Source organism: Blastococcus sp. LR1 (assembly GCF_020166105.1).
Taxonomy (GTDB): Bacteria; Actinomycetota; Actinomycetes; order Mycobacteriales; family Geodermatophilaceae; genus Blastococcus.
The window spans coordinates 33324-49516 of record NZ_JAIUJY010000005.1 but is presented as its reverse complement, the minus strand read 5'-3'; the positions used below and the strand labels follow the sequence as shown (position 1 = coordinate 49516).

General features: G+C 72.5%; 15 protein-coding genes. 4 read left to right on the top strand and 11 right to left on the bottom strand.

What is annotated here, in order from left to right; translation table 11 throughout:
* The first annotated feature begins 144 nt into the window (after window positions 1-144).
* A complete protein-coding gene (locus LBW97_RS15130) occupies window positions 145-375 on the top strand; it encodes a helix-turn-helix domain-containing protein (RefSeq protein WP_224500189.1) in 231 nt (76 codons plus the stop codon).
* A gap of 5 nt (window positions 376-380) precedes the next feature.
* Here LBW97_RS15130 and LBW97_RS15125 read toward each other — a convergent pair whose 3' ends face one another.
* Window positions 381-950 (bottom strand): hypothetical protein, encoded by a 570-nt coding sequence (locus tag LBW97_RS15125; RefSeq protein ID WP_224500188.1) that lies wholly within the window; start codon window positions 948-950, stop codon window positions 381-383.
* Between the two features lie 86 nt (window positions 951-1036).
* Between LBW97_RS15125 and LBW97_RS15120 the strand changes: the two genes are divergently transcribed.
* Both LBW97_RS15120 and LBW97_RS15115 read left to right on the top strand, forming a co-directional pair.
* On the top strand, window positions 1037-1726 hold the full coding sequence (locus LBW97_RS15120) for a LysM peptidoglycan-binding domain-containing protein (protein ID WP_224500187.1): 690 nt from the start codon (window positions 1037-1039) through the stop codon (window positions 1724-1726).
* Between the two features lie 47 nt (window positions 1727-1773).
* The gene (locus LBW97_RS15115) at window positions 1774-2316 is read left to right on the top strand and encodes an Rv3235 family protein (RefSeq protein ID WP_224500186.1); all 543 of its coding nucleotides are present in this window, start codon (window positions 1774-1776) and stop codon (window positions 2314-2316) included.
* Window positions 2317-2381: 65 nt separating this feature from the next.
* On the opposite strand, the gene secA is transcribed toward LBW97_RS15115, so the two are convergent.
* Window positions 2382-5369 carry a preprotein translocase subunit SecA gene (gene secA / locus LBW97_RS15110; RefSeq protein ID WP_224500185.1) on the bottom strand — a complete coding sequence of 996 codons (2988 nt, stop codon included), beginning with the start codon at window positions 5367-5369 and terminating at the stop codon, window positions 2382-2384.
* A gap of 84 nt (window positions 5370-5453) precedes the next feature.
* Here secA and LBW97_RS15105 point away from each other — a divergent pair, with 84 nt between their 5' ends.
* Window positions 5454-5846, top strand: a complete 393-nt coding sequence (locus LBW97_RS15105; protein ID WP_224500184.1) for a pyridoxamine 5'-phosphate oxidase family protein — start codon at window positions 5454-5456, stop codon at window positions 5844-5846.
* A gap of 37 nt (window positions 5847-5883) precedes the next feature.
* Here LBW97_RS15105 and hpf read toward each other — a convergent pair whose 3' ends face one another.
* The 9 genes from hpf to LBW97_RS15060 form a co-directional block, all read right to left on the bottom strand.
* Window positions 5884-6567 (bottom strand): ribosome hibernation-promoting factor, HPF/YfiA family, encoded by a 684-nt coding sequence (gene hpf, locus LBW97_RS15100; RefSeq protein ID WP_224500183.1) that lies wholly within the window; start codon window positions 6565-6567, stop codon window positions 5884-5886.
* Between the two features lie 39 nt (window positions 6568-6606).
* A complete protein-coding gene (locus tag LBW97_RS15095; protein WP_224500182.1) occupies window positions 6607-7398 on the bottom strand; it encodes a ComF family protein in 792 nt (263 codons plus the stop codon).
* 73 nt (window positions 7399-7471) lie between these two features.
* Complete coding sequence (locus LBW97_RS15090) at window positions 7472-9199, bottom strand: LpqB family beta-propeller domain-containing protein (protein ID WP_224500181.1); 1728 nt, start codon at window positions 9197-9199, stop codon at window positions 7472-7474.
* Window positions 9196-10917, bottom strand: coding sequence for an MtrAB system histidine kinase MtrB (gene mtrB / locus LBW97_RS15085; RefSeq protein ID WP_224500180.1), 1722 nt, complete (start codon window positions 10915-10917; stop codon window positions 9196-9198). The genes LBW97_RS15090 and mtrB overlap by 4 nt, the downstream gene beginning before the upstream one ends.
* A gap of 69 nt (window positions 10918-10986) precedes the next feature.
* On the bottom strand, window positions 10987-11703 hold the full coding sequence (gene mtrA / locus LBW97_RS15080; RefSeq protein ID WP_224500179.1) for an MtrAB system response regulator MtrA: 717 nt from the start codon (window positions 11701-11703) through the stop codon (window positions 10987-10989).
* A gap of 163 nt (window positions 11704-11866) precedes the next feature.
* Window positions 11867-13351: an adenosylhomocysteinase gene (gene ahcY / locus LBW97_RS15075; protein ID WP_224500178.1), complete on the bottom strand. Its 1485-nt coding sequence runs from the start codon at window positions 13349-13351 to the stop codon at window positions 11867-11869.
* Window positions 13352-13551: 200 nt separating this feature from the next.
* Window positions 13552-13857 carry a hypothetical protein gene (locus tag LBW97_RS15070; protein ID WP_224500177.1) on the bottom strand — a complete coding sequence of 102 codons (306 nt, stop codon included), beginning with the start codon at window positions 13855-13857 and terminating at the stop codon, window positions 13552-13554.
* Complete coding sequence (locus tag LBW97_RS15065) at window positions 13854-15200, bottom strand: DUF1524 domain-containing protein (protein WP_224500176.1); 1347 nt, start codon at window positions 15198-15200, stop codon at window positions 13854-13856. Before LBW97_RS15065 ends, LBW97_RS15070 begins: the two co-directional genes overlap by 4 nt.
* 144 nt (window positions 15201-15344) lie before the next feature.
* Window positions 15345-15815 carry a PH domain-containing protein gene (locus LBW97_RS15060; protein WP_224500175.1) on the bottom strand — a complete coding sequence of 157 codons (471 nt, stop codon included), beginning with the start codon at window positions 15813-15815 and terminating at the stop codon, window positions 15345-15347.
* Between the last annotated feature and the right edge of the window lie 378 nt (window positions 15816-16193).

Below are 16193 nucleotides of genomic sequence, written 5' to 3'. Positions count from 1 at the left end.
TGCGGATCGCTGACGACGTTCGAACGCTGATGATGCGGCACGCCGCCGTTTCCGTGCATCCGTCATCCACACGTTCGTGTGTGGACAGACGCACACGTTCCCCGTCCGGCTGACAGACTGGGCGCCGACCGGATGGAGACGCAGATGCCCACGCCCCGCTTCCTGACCCTCGACGACGTCGCCGAGATCCTCAACGTCTCGTGGTCGCAGGCCTATGCGCTGGTCCGGCGCAAGGAGCTGATCGCGATCCAGATCGGCGGCCGCGGCCAGTGGCGGGTCGAGACCGACGAGCTCGAGCGCTTCATCCAGCAGAAGTACGCCGAGGCCCGCGCCGGATCCGTTCCCGACGAGGCAGCGGCCACGAAGGCGGAGTAGACGCCTCAGTCCCACCCCGCTGACAGGGACGTCACCACCGCCACCGCGGGGATGACGATCGCCTGCACTCCGCGCACCGCGCCGGCCCGCCGTGGCTCGTCGGCCGCGTGCTCGGCCAGCTCCACGTAGTCCGCACCCACCCGGTCGATCGTGCCGGTCAGCGCGGTGCCGTCGTCCAGGACGACCCGTACCGCCGCCCGGTCCCGGGCCAGCCCGCGCAACGCCCGGCGCAGATCCAGCCGCGCCCGTACCGACCCCCCGTCCTCCGGCGCCGCGCTCCGGCGCCCCAGGCCCGCGACCGCGCGGACGGCTGCCATCGAGACCAGCTGGTCGCGGCCGCCTTCGTCGGCCAGCAGCAACCAGTCGATGCCGGTCTCGGTGAGCACGCCGCTCACCCGTCCCGCGCCGCGGCAGGTCAGCGTGAGGCGCGAGCCGAGCGACCCACCCAGCCGGTCCGCGAGGCGGACCGCCCCCATCTCCGCGCGGGCGCGCGACGCCCACTCCGCCCGGGACTCCGCGTCCTCGGCCGCCTCGAACTGCGCCTGCAGGTCCGCGAACAGCTGCTGCCACCGCATGTCGTCAGCGTAGATCCACGCCAATACTTGCGTTTGCGTGCATTTGCTTGCTTTAGTGTGGCCACGTCAACGATCTTGGAGGGGCGATGTCGGCACGACGACTGATCGGCACGGCGGCGGGCATGGCTGCCGCCGCCGTGCTCCTGGCGCACCTCTCCCCCTCGCCCGGTGCGAGCGTCGCCGCCCTGGGCCGGGCCCAGGAGACGGTCGACGCGGCGGGCGCCGACGTGCTCGTGCTGCACCTGGCCGGGCTCCTGGCCTGGCTGGTCTGGTGCTGGGGCGCGCTCGGGCTGGCGCTGACCGCCGCGTCCGCACTGCCCGGACTCGCCGGAGCGCTGGCCGACGGGCTGCTGCACCGCCTGCTGCCCGCCGGAGCCCGACGAGCAGCAGCCCTCGCTCTCGGCGTCGGCCTCGGGCTCGCCCCGCCCGCCCTCGGGCTGGCCCTGGTGGTCGCGACGCCGGCGGTCGCCGCCGCGGAGGAGTCCAGCCCCACCAACGCGGTGCCCGACTGGCCCGGAGCGGCATCCCCGGCGCCCGCCGACGACCCCGCGATCCCCGACTGGCCGCAGGCGCCGGCAGCCGGTGAGCACGTCGTCGTGCGCGGCGACTGCCTCTGGGACATCGCCGAGCGGCACCTGACGACGACCGGCTCTCCGCCCACAGCGGCCGATGTGGCCACCGCCGTCACGGCGTGGTGGCAGGCCAACGCCGACGTGATCGGACCGGACCCCGACCTCCTCCTCCCGGGCCAGGTCCTGCGCCCGCCCCTCCCCTGACCTCGGCCCCGCACCATGCCCCACGAACCAGCCCCCAGGAGCTCCTCATGACCGCACCGACCCGCACGGCCCGGCCCGCCGCCCCGGCAGCTCTCCGGCTGGCCGTCGTCCCGACTCCGCAGCCGCCCCTGGAGACACGGCCGGCGCTGCGCCTGGTCCACCCCGGGCAGACCATTCCCCGCCCCGTGCACCGCCCGGGCCCCCCGCCGCGCGAGTCGGTCGCGGCACATCCGGCCGACGAGTTCGGCCCGGTGCGCTCCACGCGCGCCGACCTGCCTCCGGCCGTCGAGGCGGGACACCGCCTGGTCCGGACGACGCTGGAGGCCCTCGCCGGCCGACGCCCGCTGGCCCACGTGCGCGACCTGGCGTCCCCGAAGATCTTCGCGGCACTCACCGGCGGGCGTCGTCCCGCCTGGTGCGCCGAGGGCAACGCCCCGCTGGTCGTCGGCCGGATCCGCGTCTGCGAGCCCGTGGACGGCGTGGCCGAGGTCAGCGCGGTCGCGCACCGCGGCGGCCGGGCGCACGCCGTCGCCGCTCGCCTGGAGGGAATCGACGGCCGCTGGCGGTGCACCGTGCTCCAGATCGGCTGAGCCGACATGCGAGAGGGCCCCTGCCGACGTCGTCGGCAGGGGCCCTCTCGGTCACGGGATACGGCTCAGGCGCCGGAGGCCCCGTGGCACTGCTTGAACTTGCGGCCCGAGCCGCACGGGCAGGGCGCGTTCCGCGGAGTCTCCTTGGAGCCCACCACGGTGGCGCTCTTCGCCGCCTTCGCCTTGCCGCCCTCGGCCGGTGACGCGTCCAGGCTGGGCGCGGAGTAGGTCAGGTTCTCCTGCGCCCGGCGCGGCTCCTCGAGCCCCTTGACCGACAGCGCCGGACCCGTGCCGGTGGCCGAGGTGGCGGCCGCCGGGGCTGCCGCCTCGGGGGCCGCCTGCTCCGGAGCCTTCTTCTCCAGGGACGGAGCCGCGGCGGCGGGGGCCGCCGCGGGGGCGGACCGCCGCGCGGTGGCGGCGGCCGGCTTGCCGTTGCCGTTGCCGTTGCCGGCGGCCGCGGCCTGGCGGGCCAGCACCCGTGCCGTCCCCTCCTGGGCAGCGGCGAGCGCCTTCGCCTCGGCCTCGTCCTGCTTGGCCTTGACCTCCGCGTCCTGTTCCTCCTTGGTCTTCACCTCGAGGTTGAACAGGAAGCCGACCGACTCCTCCTTGATGCCGTCGAGCATCGCCACGAACATGTCGTAGCCCTCGCGCTGGTACTCCACGACCGGATCGCGGTTGGCCATCGCGCGCAGGTGGATGCCGGCCCGCAGGTAGTCCATCTCGTACAGGTGCTCGCGCCACTTGCGGTCCATGACGCTGAGCAGCACCCGCCGCTCGAGCTCGCGCATGACCTCGGCACCCAGCGTGCCCTCGCGCTCCTCGTAGGCGCGGTGCACGTCGTCCAGCAGGGCCTGCTTGAGGCCGGCGGGCGTGAGGTCGGTCTGGTCGCCACCGGCCTGCTCGACCAGCTCGTCGATGGTGATCCCCACCGGGTACAGCGCCTTGAGCGCGGTCCACAGCTGCTCGAGGTCCCAGTCCTCGGCGTACCCGGTCTCCGTGGCGCCGTCGGCGTAGGCGCCGATGACGTCGTCGACCATGGTGCGCACCTGCACGTGCAGGTCGGCGCCGTCGAGCACCTTGCGGCGCTCGTCGTAGATGACGGTGCGCTGCCGGTTGAGCACCTCGTCGTACTTGAGGACGTCCTTGCGGACCTCGAAGTTCTGCTGCTCGACCTGGGTCTGCGCCGACAGGATCGCCCGGCTGACCATCTTCGACTCGATCGGCTGGTCGTCGGGCACCCGCAGGGTGTTCATCATCGACTCGAGCATCGGGCCGTTGAACCGGCGCATCAGGTCGTCACCGAGGGAGAGGTAGAACCGCGACTCCCCCGGGTCGCCCTGACGGCCGGACCGGCCGCGCAGCTGGTTGTCGATGCGGCGGCTCTCGTGCCGCTCGGTGCCCAGCACGTACAGGCCACCGGCCTCGGCGACCTTCTCGTGCTCGGCCTTGACCTGGGCCTTCGCCGCGGCCAGCGCGTCGTCCCAGGCGGCCTCGTACTCCTCCGGCGTGTCCGTCGGGTTGAGGCCACGGGCGCGCAGCTTCTCGTCGGCGATGAACTCGGCGTTGCCGCCGAGCTGGATGTCGGTGCCTCGGCCGGCCATGTTGGTGGCCACGGTGACCGCACCGGAGCGCCCCGCCATGGCGATGATCGACGCCTCACGGGCGTGGTTCTTGGCGTTCAGCACCTCGTGCGGGATGCCGCGCTTGAGCAGGTAGGTCGCCAGCAGCTCGGACTTCTCGACGCTGGCGGTGCCGACGAGGATCGGCTGGCCGGCGTCGTTCCGCTCCGCGATGTCCTCGACGACGGCGTCGAACTTCGCCTTCTCCGTCTTGTAGATGACGTCGGACCGGTCCTGCCGCACCATCGGCCGGTTGGTCGGGATCGGGACGACGCCCAGGTTGTAGGTCTGGCTGAGCTCGGCGGCCTCGGTCTGGGCCGTGCCGGTCATCCCGGACAGCTTCTCGTAGAGCCGGAAGTAGTTCTGGAGGGTGATCGTGGCGAGGGTCTGGTTCTCGTCCTTGATCTTCACCCTCTCCTTGGCCTCGATGGCCTGGTGCATGCCCTCGTTGTAGCGGCGCCCGGCCAGCACGCGGCCGGTGAACTCGTCGACGATGAGGACCTCGCCGTTGGTGACGATGTACTGCTGGTCCTTCTTGAACAGCTCCTTGGCCTTGAGCGCGTTGTTCAGGTAGCCGATCAGCGGGGTGTTGACCGCCTCGTAGAGGTTGTCGATGCCGAGCTGGTCCTCGACGAACTCGACGCCCTCCTCGGTGACGGCGACCGTGCGCTTGGACTCCTCCACCTCGTAGTGGACGTCGCGCTTCATCAGCGGCACGATCCGTGCGAACTCCAGGTACCACTTGCCCGCCGTCTCGGCCGGGCCGCTGATGATCAGCGGGGTGCGGGCCTCGTCGATGAGGATCGAGTCGACCTCGTCGACGATCGCGAAGTGATGACCGCGCTGCACCAGGTCGGCCTTGCTCCAGGCCATGTTGTCGCGCAGGTAGTCGAAGCCGAACTCGTTGTTCGTGCCGTGGGTGATGTCGCAGGCGTACTGCTCGCGCCGGTCGGCCGGGGTCTGACCGGAGAGGATCGTGCCCACCGTCAGGCCGAGGAACCGGTGCACCCGGCCCATCCACTCCGCGTCGCGCTTGGCGAGGTAGTCGTTGGTCGTGACGACGTGCACGCCGTTGCCGGCCAGGGCGTTGAGGTAGGCCGGCAGAACACCGGTGAGGGTCTTGCCCTCGCCGGTCTTCATCTCGGCGATGTTGCCGAGGTGCAGCGCCGCGCCGCCCATGAGCTGGACGCGGTAGTGCCGCTGGCCCAGCGTGCGGGTGGCGGCCTCGCGGACCACGGAGAACGCCTCGGGCAGCAGCGCGTCGAGGGACTCCCCGTCGGCGTACCGCTCCTTGAACTCGTCGGTCTTGGCGCGCAGCTCGGCGTCGGACAGGTCCGTGTAGTCGTCGGCCAGCGACTCGACCGCATCGGCGATCTTGGACAACCGTCGGACGAGCTTGCCCTCACCGGCACGGAGGATCTTGGAGAACACCACGACCCCAGCGTAGGCGGCGCAGCTGTGCCTGCCGACCCTCCACGGCCGGCGGGGCACCACGCGCCCCATCCGTACGCTGCAGCGATGGCGCACGACCTCTCCGACCCGGGTGCGGGGCTGCTCGAATTCTTCGTCGAGCGGCACCTCGCGACGCTGACCACGCTGCGTCCCGACGGCACCCCGCACGTGGTGCCGGTCGGCGTCACCTACGACGCGGCCACCCGCCTCGCGCGGGTGATCACGTCCGGGACGTCGGCGAAGGCGCGGCACGTCCGGAGCGGGCAGTCCCGCGTCGCGGTCTGCTCGGTCGACGGCCGCCGCTGGGTGACCCTCGAGGGGACGGCGGTGGTTCGGGACGACGCAGAGTCGGTCGCCGACGCCGTCGAGCGCTACGCCCGGCGGTACCGGCAGCCCCGGGAGAACCCGGCGCGCGTGGTCATCGAGATCTCGGTGGACCGGATCCTCGGCAACGTCTGAGGGCAGGGCGCGGTCGGCGACCGCGCCCTGCCCCGGGTCAGACGGTGGCGGGCTGCGCCAGGGACGGCGCCGGCGCGACGCCGTCCTGGGCGACGGGCGCCAGCCTGATCAACCCGTAGTCGTAGGCGTGCCGGCGGTAGACCACCGTCGGCTGCCCGGTGTCGGCGCACTGGAAGAGGAAGAAGTCGTGACCGACCAGCTCCATCTCGTGGAGCGCCTGGTCGACGGTCATGGGCACCGCGGGGTGCTGCTTCTCGCGCACGATCTGCCCGGGCAGGTGCTCGTCGAGATCGGTGACGTGCGTGCCGGTGGCCAGCTCGCGGTCCCGGGCCAGCTGCTCCTCGATCACGAGGTCGATGTGCCCCGGCTCGAGTGCGGTCCCCGGCACGCGGACGCTGTCCGGCGTCCGGCGCCCGTGATGGACCCGGCGCCGGTCGGCCGCGCGGCGCAGCCGGTTGTCCAGCTTCCCGGAGGCGAGGTCGAGCGCTGCGTAGAAGTCGGGCCCGCAGGCCTCGGCGCGGACCACGGGGCCCTTGCCACGGAGGGTGATCTCCACCCGCTGGCAGTTGGCCGACTGGCGGGGGTTCTTCTCGTGGAACAGTTCCACGTCGATGCGCGAGAGCTTGGTGTCGAACCGCTCCAGCTGACCGACCTTGTCCTCGACGTGCTGCCGGTAGTGCTCGGGAACTTCGACGTTACGACCACGGACCACGATCTCCATGAGACCTCCCGGTTGGGGCGGGCATTGGTCGCTTCGACGCTAGTCCCTCGTCCCCGGTCCCGACAGTCGATCGTGGTGCCCGACGGGGACGGTGCGGAGCCGGTACCCGGCCGGTCCGGTGGGTTCCGTCCGCGACGGGCCGGACGGGCGCGGAGTGGCGGCGACGACGGCGGCCAGGACCACGGTCCGGTCCGCCGTCGCCGCTTCCGCGAGCACCTCCGCGGCAGCGCACAGGGTCGCCCCGGTGGTCACGACGTCGTCGACGAGCACCAGGATCGCGCCCGCGGGCGCCCGCCGCCGGCGCGGGTCGAGGACGAAGGTTCCGGCCAGGTTCGCGCGCCGCTGGACGGCGGTCAGCCCGGCCGAATCGTGCACCCGGCCACGGCGGCGCAGCAGCCGGTGCTCGGCGGCGGGCACCCCGGCCTCGCGCAGCTCGGCGACCGCACGGACGGTCAGTTCGCGGACGTGGTCCCGGCCGCGCGACGCCAGCGCGGCGCGGGACCCGGGGACCGGCACGAGGAGCACCGGCCCGGCGGGCGCCACCAGCCCGGTGCGCACGGCCGCCACGGCCAGCGCCAGCGCGGCACCGAGCGGCCGGGCCAGCTCGGCCCGTCCGTGCTCCTTGAAGGCGTTGACCACCGGCCGCACCGCCCCTGCGTAGGCGCCGGCGGCCACGGTGGGCGGGAAACCGGCCGGGAACCGGCGCGGCTGCGCCAGGTGCGGCACGGTGAGCAGCGCGGCGCAGGACCCGCAGAGGCTGCGCCCCGGCACGCCGCACCCCGCGCAGGTGCGCGGCAGCACCAGGTCGGCGAGCGCCGGGAGCAGGCCCATCGGACCAGCCTGCCCGCTCAGCCGCGGTCCCGACGCCCGGAACGAGTTCCCTGTGGACGCCGGGGCCCTGTCGTCACAAGGGGTAGAACGGCGCCCCGCCGACCAGCGGCTGCGCGCCCCGCACCAGCGTCGTCCAGGTTCCGCCGGCCAGCTGCCACACCGTGTTCCCCGCGCTCACCAGCGCCGGGCGCGTGGGGGCCACGGCGATGGCGGTGGGCTGACTGGGCAGGCCGGAGGTGGTGACCCGGGTCAGCGCCCAGCCGTCCACCCCCACCGAGTACGGCACGATCCGGTCCCGGCTCTCGTCGCCGGCGAGGACCAGCAGGTTGCTGCTGTTCCGCCAACCCACGTCGATGACCTGGGCCAGGGTCGGCGCCGCCTCCCGCAGATCGCGCAGCACGACCGCGCCGTCCTCGGGCGAGCGCACGACGGTGCCGACGTAGAGACGCCGTCCCTCCGGCCCGTCGACGACGACGGCGGCGCGGACCCCGTCCGGGGACAGCTGCAGCACGTCGGTGCGCCCCAGGCCGGCCAGCGTCGGCGCGGTCACCGGCTGCGGCGGGGCGCCGGCCGGCACCCGCACCACGGTCGCCCCGTCCTGGACCACCCACACCTCTTCGCGGGTTCCGGGCACGGTCGGCGCGCTCAGCGTGGCGGCGGAGAGCACCGACGTCAGCGGGCCGTCGTACGGACCGGCCAGGAGGGCCACGCCCGGCCCCTCCGGGCGGACCCCCGCGAGGAAGGACAGCCGCCCGCTGCGCGGGTCCGCGGACACAGCGGCGCTGGTCAGGCCGTAGACGCCCTCCCCCGCCGGTCCGGGCGTGGGCCGACCCTCCACCGCCGTGCGCAGCGCGCCGGCGTCCAGGTAGTGCCCGACGCCGTCGACCGGCACGGCGTCCGGGTCGAAGGACGCCCAGTCCTCGACGGTCTGCCGCTCCGGAATGCGCTCCGGGGTGACCGGCTCACCGTCCACGACGACGACGACGTCGCTGATCCGGCGTCCCAGCTGCTGCAGCGTCCAGACCAGCTGCGGGCAGACCTGCTCCAGGAGCGGCGAGTCAGCGGGCATACCGGTCAGCTCGACGGTGGCCGTGCCGTCCTCGACCGTCACCGACCGGCGCAGCTGGGCGCCGTTCAGCGGGTTGGACACACCGGCGGCGAGCGCCGCCGAGGGCCCCGCCAGGAGCCGCTCGACCAGGGCGGTGGGCTGGGACTCGCCGGTGAGGAGGTACCGCGGATCGGGGACCACCCGCGACGTCGTGGGGTCGAGGAAGTAGGCCTGGAGCTCGTCGTAGAGCCGCTCGAAGTCCGGCTCGAGCATGATCAGCCCGTCGGGCGGATCGCTGATCCGCCACTCGCCGTCGACCTGCTGCAGCCGGAACTCGCGGGTGAACACGCCCCGCCCCGCGACGGTGAACACCCCGCGCGGGTCGACCGTGCCGACGAGGTTGGCCGTGATCAGGACGGTGCCGGAGTCGGTGGTGACCGTGGCGTAGTCGCTGCCGATGACGCTGATCCCGGTCGCGTCGTCCCAGGTCTCGGCCTCCTCGGTCGCCAGGTGCAGGCGGGCCACCGGGTGCCCCGTCACCGTGCTGGCCGAGGCGTCGATGAACGTGCGCACGACCTCCTCGGCGCTGGCGCCCGGCGCGGGCGGCAGCGGCTCGATGCCCGCGGCCTCGGCCGGCCGCGCCGGCGCCTGCGGGATCTGGACCGTCGGCGAGCTCGTCGGCACCGTGGAGCAGGACATCAGCGGGAGGGTCGCCGCCAGCAGGGCGACCGCCAGGCCGCGGCGCCGGCTCATCGGGTTCCCCCGGGACGTCGCAGCCGCACCGGACGCAGCGGCAGGGGCGAGCTGGTCAGGTCCGTCCCGGCCACCAGCGGCAGGGTGAGCCGGAACTGGGCCCCGGCGCCCGGCTGACCCCACACCTGCAGCCATCCGCCGTGCAGGCGGGCGTCCTCGAGGCTGATGGAGAGCCCGAGCCCGCTGCCGCCGACGGTGCGGACGCGGGAGGGGTCGGCCCGCCAGAACCGGTCGAAGACGTGCTGGGCCTCCCCCGCGCTGAGCCCCACCCCGTGGTCCCGGACCGTCACGGCGGCCGCGGAGCGGTTGGCGGCCAGCGTGATCTCCACGGGGTGGCCGGCGCCGTGCTCGATGGCGTTGCCCACGAGGTTGCGCAGGATCCGCTGCACGCGTCGCGCGTCGGCCTCGGCGAGGACGTTCTCGGCCGGGAGGGTCACCTGAAGTTCGCACTCGTGCCGCTTCGCCAGCGCCGCCATGCCGTCCACCACCCGGCCGACCAGCACCCCGAGGTCGGTGGGGGCGGCGTCCAGGACCGCGGCGCCGGCGTCGTAACGGCTGATCTCGAGCAGGTCGGTGAGCAGGGACTCGAAGCGGTCCAGCTCGGCGTGCAGCAGCTCCGCCGACCGCGCCACGTGCGGATCGAAGTCCTCGCGGGACTCGTGCAGCACCTCCGCGGCCATCTGCACCGTGGTCAGCGGGGTGCGCAGCTCGTGGGACACGTCGGAGGTGAACCGCTGCTGCAGCTGGGACAGCCCCTCCAGCTGGGTGATCTGCCGCTGGAGGCTGTCGGCCATGGCGTTGAAGCTGGTGGCCAGGCGGGCGAGGTCATCCTCCCCCCGGACCGTCATGCGTTCCTCGAGCTGGCCCTCGGCGAGGCGTTGCGCCGTTCCCGCCGCGCGCCGCACCGGATCGACGACCAGCCGGGTGACCAGCACGGCGATGCCCACGACCAGGAGGGTGAGGGCGACCCCGCTGATGACGACGGTGCTGCGGATGAGGGACAGGCTCTCCTGCTCCTGCTGCAGGGGGAAGGAGTAGTACAGCTCGATCCGGTCCGGAGCCTGGGTGTCGCCCAGGACCGGGGCGCCGATCAGCAGGGTCGGCCGGTCCGTGCCGGTCGCGTCGGGGACGACGGAGTACCGGGAGGCCTGGGCGCCGGCGTCGACGGCTCCCCGGAGGTCGCTCGGCAGCGCTTCGTACAGGGGACGCCGGGTCGTCGTCGTCCGGTCGGGGTTGCCGGGCCGGTAGACCATGACGACGTCGAAGTCGCCGGCGGCGCCGCCTCGCTCGAGCAGGTTGGTGACGGTCCGGGTGAGCGTGGAGCGCACGCTGGCGGCATCACCGGTGGCGATGCCGGCGACCTCGTTCTGGGCGTAGACGACGCCGGCCTGGACCTGGTCGATGGCGGCCTGGCGCTTGACGTCGAGCAGCTGATCGCGGATCTGGCTGAACAGCACCAGGCTCACGATCACGACGACAGTTCCGGCGACCACCGTGGTGATCGCGCCGATGCGCACCTGCAGCGAGGACCGCCAGGTGTGCAGCGCGCGGGCGGCCAGCCGGCGGGTGTCCCGGCGCACCTTGCGCCGGGCGCGGACCGCTCTGCGGCGCAGACCGCGCTGCAGCCGCCGCACCTCGCTCCGGCGCGAACGGGCGGAGGACGTGCCTCCGGCCGGCTCCGCGCCGGTGCCCGTCTCGGGAGAGCGGGTGGCGGTCACTCCCCCATTGTCGACGACGTGAGGCTCGAAGCGGTGAGCCCACGCCCGCGACGTCTACTCACGGTGGGCTCAAGGCGGTCCGGCCTTGTAGCCGACCCCGCGGACGGTGAGCACGACCTCGGGCTTCTCGGGGTCGCTCTCGACCTTGGCCCGGAGCCGCTGGACGTGCACGTTGACCAGCCGGGTGTCCGCGGCGTGCCGGTAGCCCCACACCTGCTCCAGCAGGAGCTCGCGGGTGAATACCTGGCGTGGCTTCCGCGCCAGCGCGACCAGCAGGTCGAACTCCAGCGGGGTGAGCGCGATCTGGACGCCGTCCCTCGTCACCTGGTGGGCGGGGACGTCGATCTGCACGTCGCCGATGCTGAGGTTCTCGGCCTGCCCGGTCTCCCCGCGGCGCAGCTGGGCGCGGACGCGGGCGACGAGCTCGACCGGCTTGAACGGCTTGGTGACGTAGTCGTCGGCGCCCGCCTCCAGGCCCTGGACGACGTCGATGGTGTCGCCCTTGGCGGTCAGCATGACGATCGGCACCGAGGACTGCTGCCGGATGTCCTGGCAGATCTGCAGGCCGTTGCGGCCGGGCAGCATCAGGTCCAGCAGCACCAGGTCGGGCCGGGTCTGCTGGAAGACGCCGAGCGCCCGGTTGCCGTCGGAGACGAACGCGGGTTCGTAGCCCTCGCGGCGCAGCACGATGCCCAGCATCTCGGCGAGCGCGGCGTCGTCGTCGACCACGAGGACACGGCCGCGAGTGGGCCCGTTCTGGGGAGCGGTGGGTGGCACGGCGACCATTCTGCGCTGTGAGGCAAGGAAAGCGGCCCACCCATCGGGGTGAGCCCTCTCGGGAGCGGGACTTTCGATGCGAAAGTCCCGCCCCCGAGGTGACGTGCTGGAACGGCCCCCTCGCAGGGCCCCACCGCGAGCGGAGCGAGTGGTGGGGGGCGAGGGGGTCCTCTTAGTAGCGGTAGTGGTCGCTCTTGTAGGGACCCTCGACCGGGACGCCGATGTAGTCGGCCTGCGCCTTGGTCAGCTCGGTGAGCTTCACGCCGAGGGCGTCGAGGTGCAGCCGGGCCACGTGCTCGTCGAGCTTCTTCGGCAGCACGGTGACCGTGGGCTCCTTGCCCTCGTAGGCCGCGCGGTTGTTCCACAGCTCGATCTGGGCCAGCGTCTGGTTGGAGAACGACGCGCTCATGACGAAGCTCGGGTGGCCGGTGGCGTTGCCGAGGTTCAGCAGCCGGCCCTCGGAGAGCACGATGATCGTGTGGCCGTCGGCGAACCGCCACTCGTCGACCTGCGGCTTGATGTTCGTCTTCACGACACCCGGGGTCTTCGCCAGGCCGGCCATGTCGATCTCGTTGTCGAAGTGGCCGATGTTCCCGATGATCGCCTGGTGCTTGGTCGAGGCCAGCTGCTCGGCGGAGATGATGTCCTTGTTGCCGGTCGTGGTGATGATGATGTCGGCCTTGCCGATCACCTCGTCCAGCGTGGTCACCTCGTAGCCGTGCATCGCCGCCTGCAGGGCGTTGATCGGGTCGATCTCGGTGACGATGACCCGGGCGCCCTGGCCGCGCAGCGAGTCCGCGGACCCCTTGCCGACGTCGCCGTAGCCGCAGACGACGGCGACCTTGCCGCCGATCATGACGTCGGTGCCGCGGTTGATGCCGTCGATCAGCGAGTGCCGGACCCCGTAGAGGTTGTCGAACTTGCTCTTGGTGACCGAGTCGTTGACGTTGATCGCCGGGAAGAGCAGCCGGCCGTCGCGGGCGAGCTCGTACAGGCGCATGACGCCGGTGGTGGTCTCCTCGGTGACGCCGACGATGCCCTGGCCGATGCGCGTCCAGTAGCCGCCGTCCTTGGCGAGGGTGCCGCGGAGGGTCTCGAGGATGACGCCGTACTCCTCGGAGTCGGCGTCGGTGGTGTCGGGGACGACGCCGTCGTTCTCGAAGCGGGTGCCGAGGTGGATCAGCAGGGTGGCGTCGCCGCCGTCGTCGAGCAGCATGTTCGGCCCGACGACCTCGCCGGACTCGTCGCGGAACTCGAACAGGCGCTCGGTGCACCACCAGTACTCGGGCAGCGTCTCGCCCTTCCAGGCGAAGACCGGCACGCCGTTGGGCGCCTCCGGCGTGCCGTCGCCGACGACGATCGCCGCGGCGGCGTGGTCCTGGGTGGAGAAGATGTTGCAGCTGACCCAGCGGACGTCGGCGCCCAGGGCGGTGAGCGTCTCGATGAGGACGGCGGTCTGCACGGTCATGTGCAGGGAGCCGGCGATCCGGGCGCCGGCCAGCGGCTGCTCGTCGCCGTACTCGGCGCGCAGGGCCATGAGGCCGGGCATCTCGTGCTCGGCGAGCTGGATCTCCTTGCGGCCGAAAGGCGCGAGGGAGAGGTCGGCGACCTTGAAGTCACCGTCGGTCAACGTGCGGGTGCCAGTGCTGGCGGTCATGTCGCTCCAGGGTTCGCGCCCGGCCGGAAGCAGGCGGGCGCTACGGGGTCGTCTGAGAGAGCGAGCATGCCGAGGCTTCGGCGGGGCTCGTGCCGGGGTCCAGCTTAGCCGCGGCCCGGGGAGGGGTGCCCTCTCCGGCTCGGCCTTTCAGTTGTGCGCCATCTACTTCGGCAGGACGGGCGCGTCGCTGAAGCCCAGGTTCAGCCGTCGCGTCCGGAGCCGTTCCTGTGCCTGTGCTGGTGCCGCCGCAACCGCGCCGCGTCGCTGCGCCGGCCCGGTCGGGCGGTCCACGTCCCGGCGAGGACGAACACCAGGAGCGCCGTCGCCGTGGCCCATCCCTGCCAGGTGCCGTCCAGGGCGGCCATCGTGAGCACCAGGACGACGGCGACTCCGAGGTAGAACCAGCCCCAGGGTCCGGACCGCCACTCCCCCCAGTACGGGTTCGTGTCCGTCCACCACCGCTTCGAGAAGAGCGGGGGGTCGGAGGAGTCGTCGGAACCGGTCACTTGTCGCAGCCGATGCCGTCCTTGTCACGGTCGAGGTGCGTGCCGTAGCCCGGCTGTCCCTGCCGGATCGGCGCTGCGCCCGCGGCCCGGGCGGCGTCGCAGTTCTTGTAGTAGACCGACGACGGCGGGGGCACGGGCGCCGGGGCGGGGGCCACCGGAGCGGGAACCGGTGCCGGGATCGGCCTGGGCGCCGGTGCCGGGGCAGGAGCCGGGCGCGGCGCCGCCGTCGCCCGAGGGGTCGGCGCAGGCGCCGGTGCTCGCTCGGGCAGCGCCGCCACCACACCGCCGGGCAGCGTCTCTCCGGGGCAGGAGGCAAGGACCGTCGCCATCGTGTTCTTCTCGGCCTGGGTGACCCAGGCCTTGTAGCTGACCTTCACCGCCACCTGGCGGGCGACGTAGGCGCACCGGTACGCGGTGGCCGGGGGCAGCCAGGTGGCGGCGTCGCCGTCGCCCTTCTGCATGTTGAGCGGCCCGTCGACGGCGAGCAGGTTCAGCGGGTCGTTGGCGAACCGCACGCGGGTGGCGGTGTCCCAGCCCTGCGCACCCTTCTGCCAGGCGTCCGACAGCGCCACGACGTGGTCGATCTGCACCGCCTCGCTGGTCCCCTGCCCCCGGGTGAAGGCGATCTGCCGGCCCGAGTACGGGTCGGCCAGCGAGCCGGTGAGGACGACGCAGCTGCGCGTGCCCGGCTTGTAGGTCTCGCCGGTCAGGTCCCGGGTCAGCATGTCGTTGCGGGTGTCGCAGCCGTTGCGGTCGGTGTCCACCCAGCCGGACCCGAAGAGGTCGCGGTCGTAGCCGGTGCGCGGCGCGCGGCCCTTGACCTCCAGCGCCGCCAGGGCGGCCAGCGCAGAGGTCGCCGACGCGGACCCGACGACGGCGTCCGCGCTGGTCTGGTTCAGCACGCCGGCGGCCGAGGCGATCCGGTCGGCCTCGACGGCGGCCTCCGCTGTCTCCGCCTCGGCGAGCGCGGCGTCGGCGGCCGCTTCCGCGGCCTCGAGCTCGGCGGCGCTGAGCGTGGGCTCGGCGAGCTCGGCGGTCTCCTGCCCCTGCTCCTCGGACGTCGACGCCACCGGCTCCGTCGGCGGCATGGTGGCGCCGCCGACGAGCACCGCGACCAGACCCGCGGCCGCGACGATCCCCGCCACCCGCCGGGTGCCGATGAACGCCCACCGCGCGTGCCCGCGCAGCGCCGCGACGACGCCGACGAGCAGCGCGATCAGCCCGGCCATGACCAGCACACCCGGAAGCCCACCGGCGGCGGCGCCGCCCACGACGATGAACAGAGCGAGGACGGCGACCCCGGCGAGGACCGCCCGGCGACCAGCGATGGGTACAGCGGACACGGTTCTCCCCCGGGACGAGACGGCAACGCCTCGGAACCTAGGCGCGGCCTCCGCCCCGATCGGCCTCGACACGCACCGCACAGGGGACTTCCGAGTTCAGGACCGCATGCGCCCTAGGACTACCGCACCGCCTGGATGAGGGGATCACCAGAGGTAAACGTAGATGCCGACCATCAGTGAGTACGCGGACACGGCCATGACGGCTGGCCACGGAGACCGCCATCGCCTGACGGAGACTCCCGCGCCCGAAGCTCTCTCACCGGAAGTCTGCGCTGAATCGAGGATTTGGTCGCGCACCTGCAAGAGCGTGGCCGCCAACTTCTCCAAGTCGCGGTGAGCCGGATTCCTAAACTCTTCCCAGTTGTTCGATTGGGCAGCGAACACGGGGAACTCGAACTGATCAGTCTTCAGACGTAATCCGAACACCCCCACGCGCACGCCGATGAAATCGGCCCACGGGATCGCCGCCGTTCTGAGCGGATTAGCGACCCTGATCCCGCCTCTTGTCACTGTTAGGCGAACCATCGGGCCATACATGATTCCGCCCACCACGAAGAAGGCGGGAACCACGCCAGCCCCGAGGAACGAAGCAAGAGGTCCGTAATCCTCCTCCAAGATGCTAGCTGTGGAGCTACCGAACAGCCCGACCCCGACTAGCCCTACACCTATCACTATGAGCGTAATTGGCCGCAAGACCAGCACTTCGCCTCGGGCCAGAAGCGTCGCACTCAGGTTACTTCCGGACCGCCTCAGGCGAACGACACTCATATCGGACGCCACCTAGACTTTCCGCCAGCCTTCGGAATCGTAGTGCCGACACCATAGGCAGTCGAGGGAGCGCCTACGACCCCGTTGACGGTATAGCGATGGCCGCGCGTCATCGTCTGCACCGCAGGCTGAGCCGCCTTGATCATCCCCCATCCGATAATGGCCAAGCCTGCACTCACGGCAGCGTCACGCAGTGCTGCACCCACCGGCTTCCGTTGGCTCAAA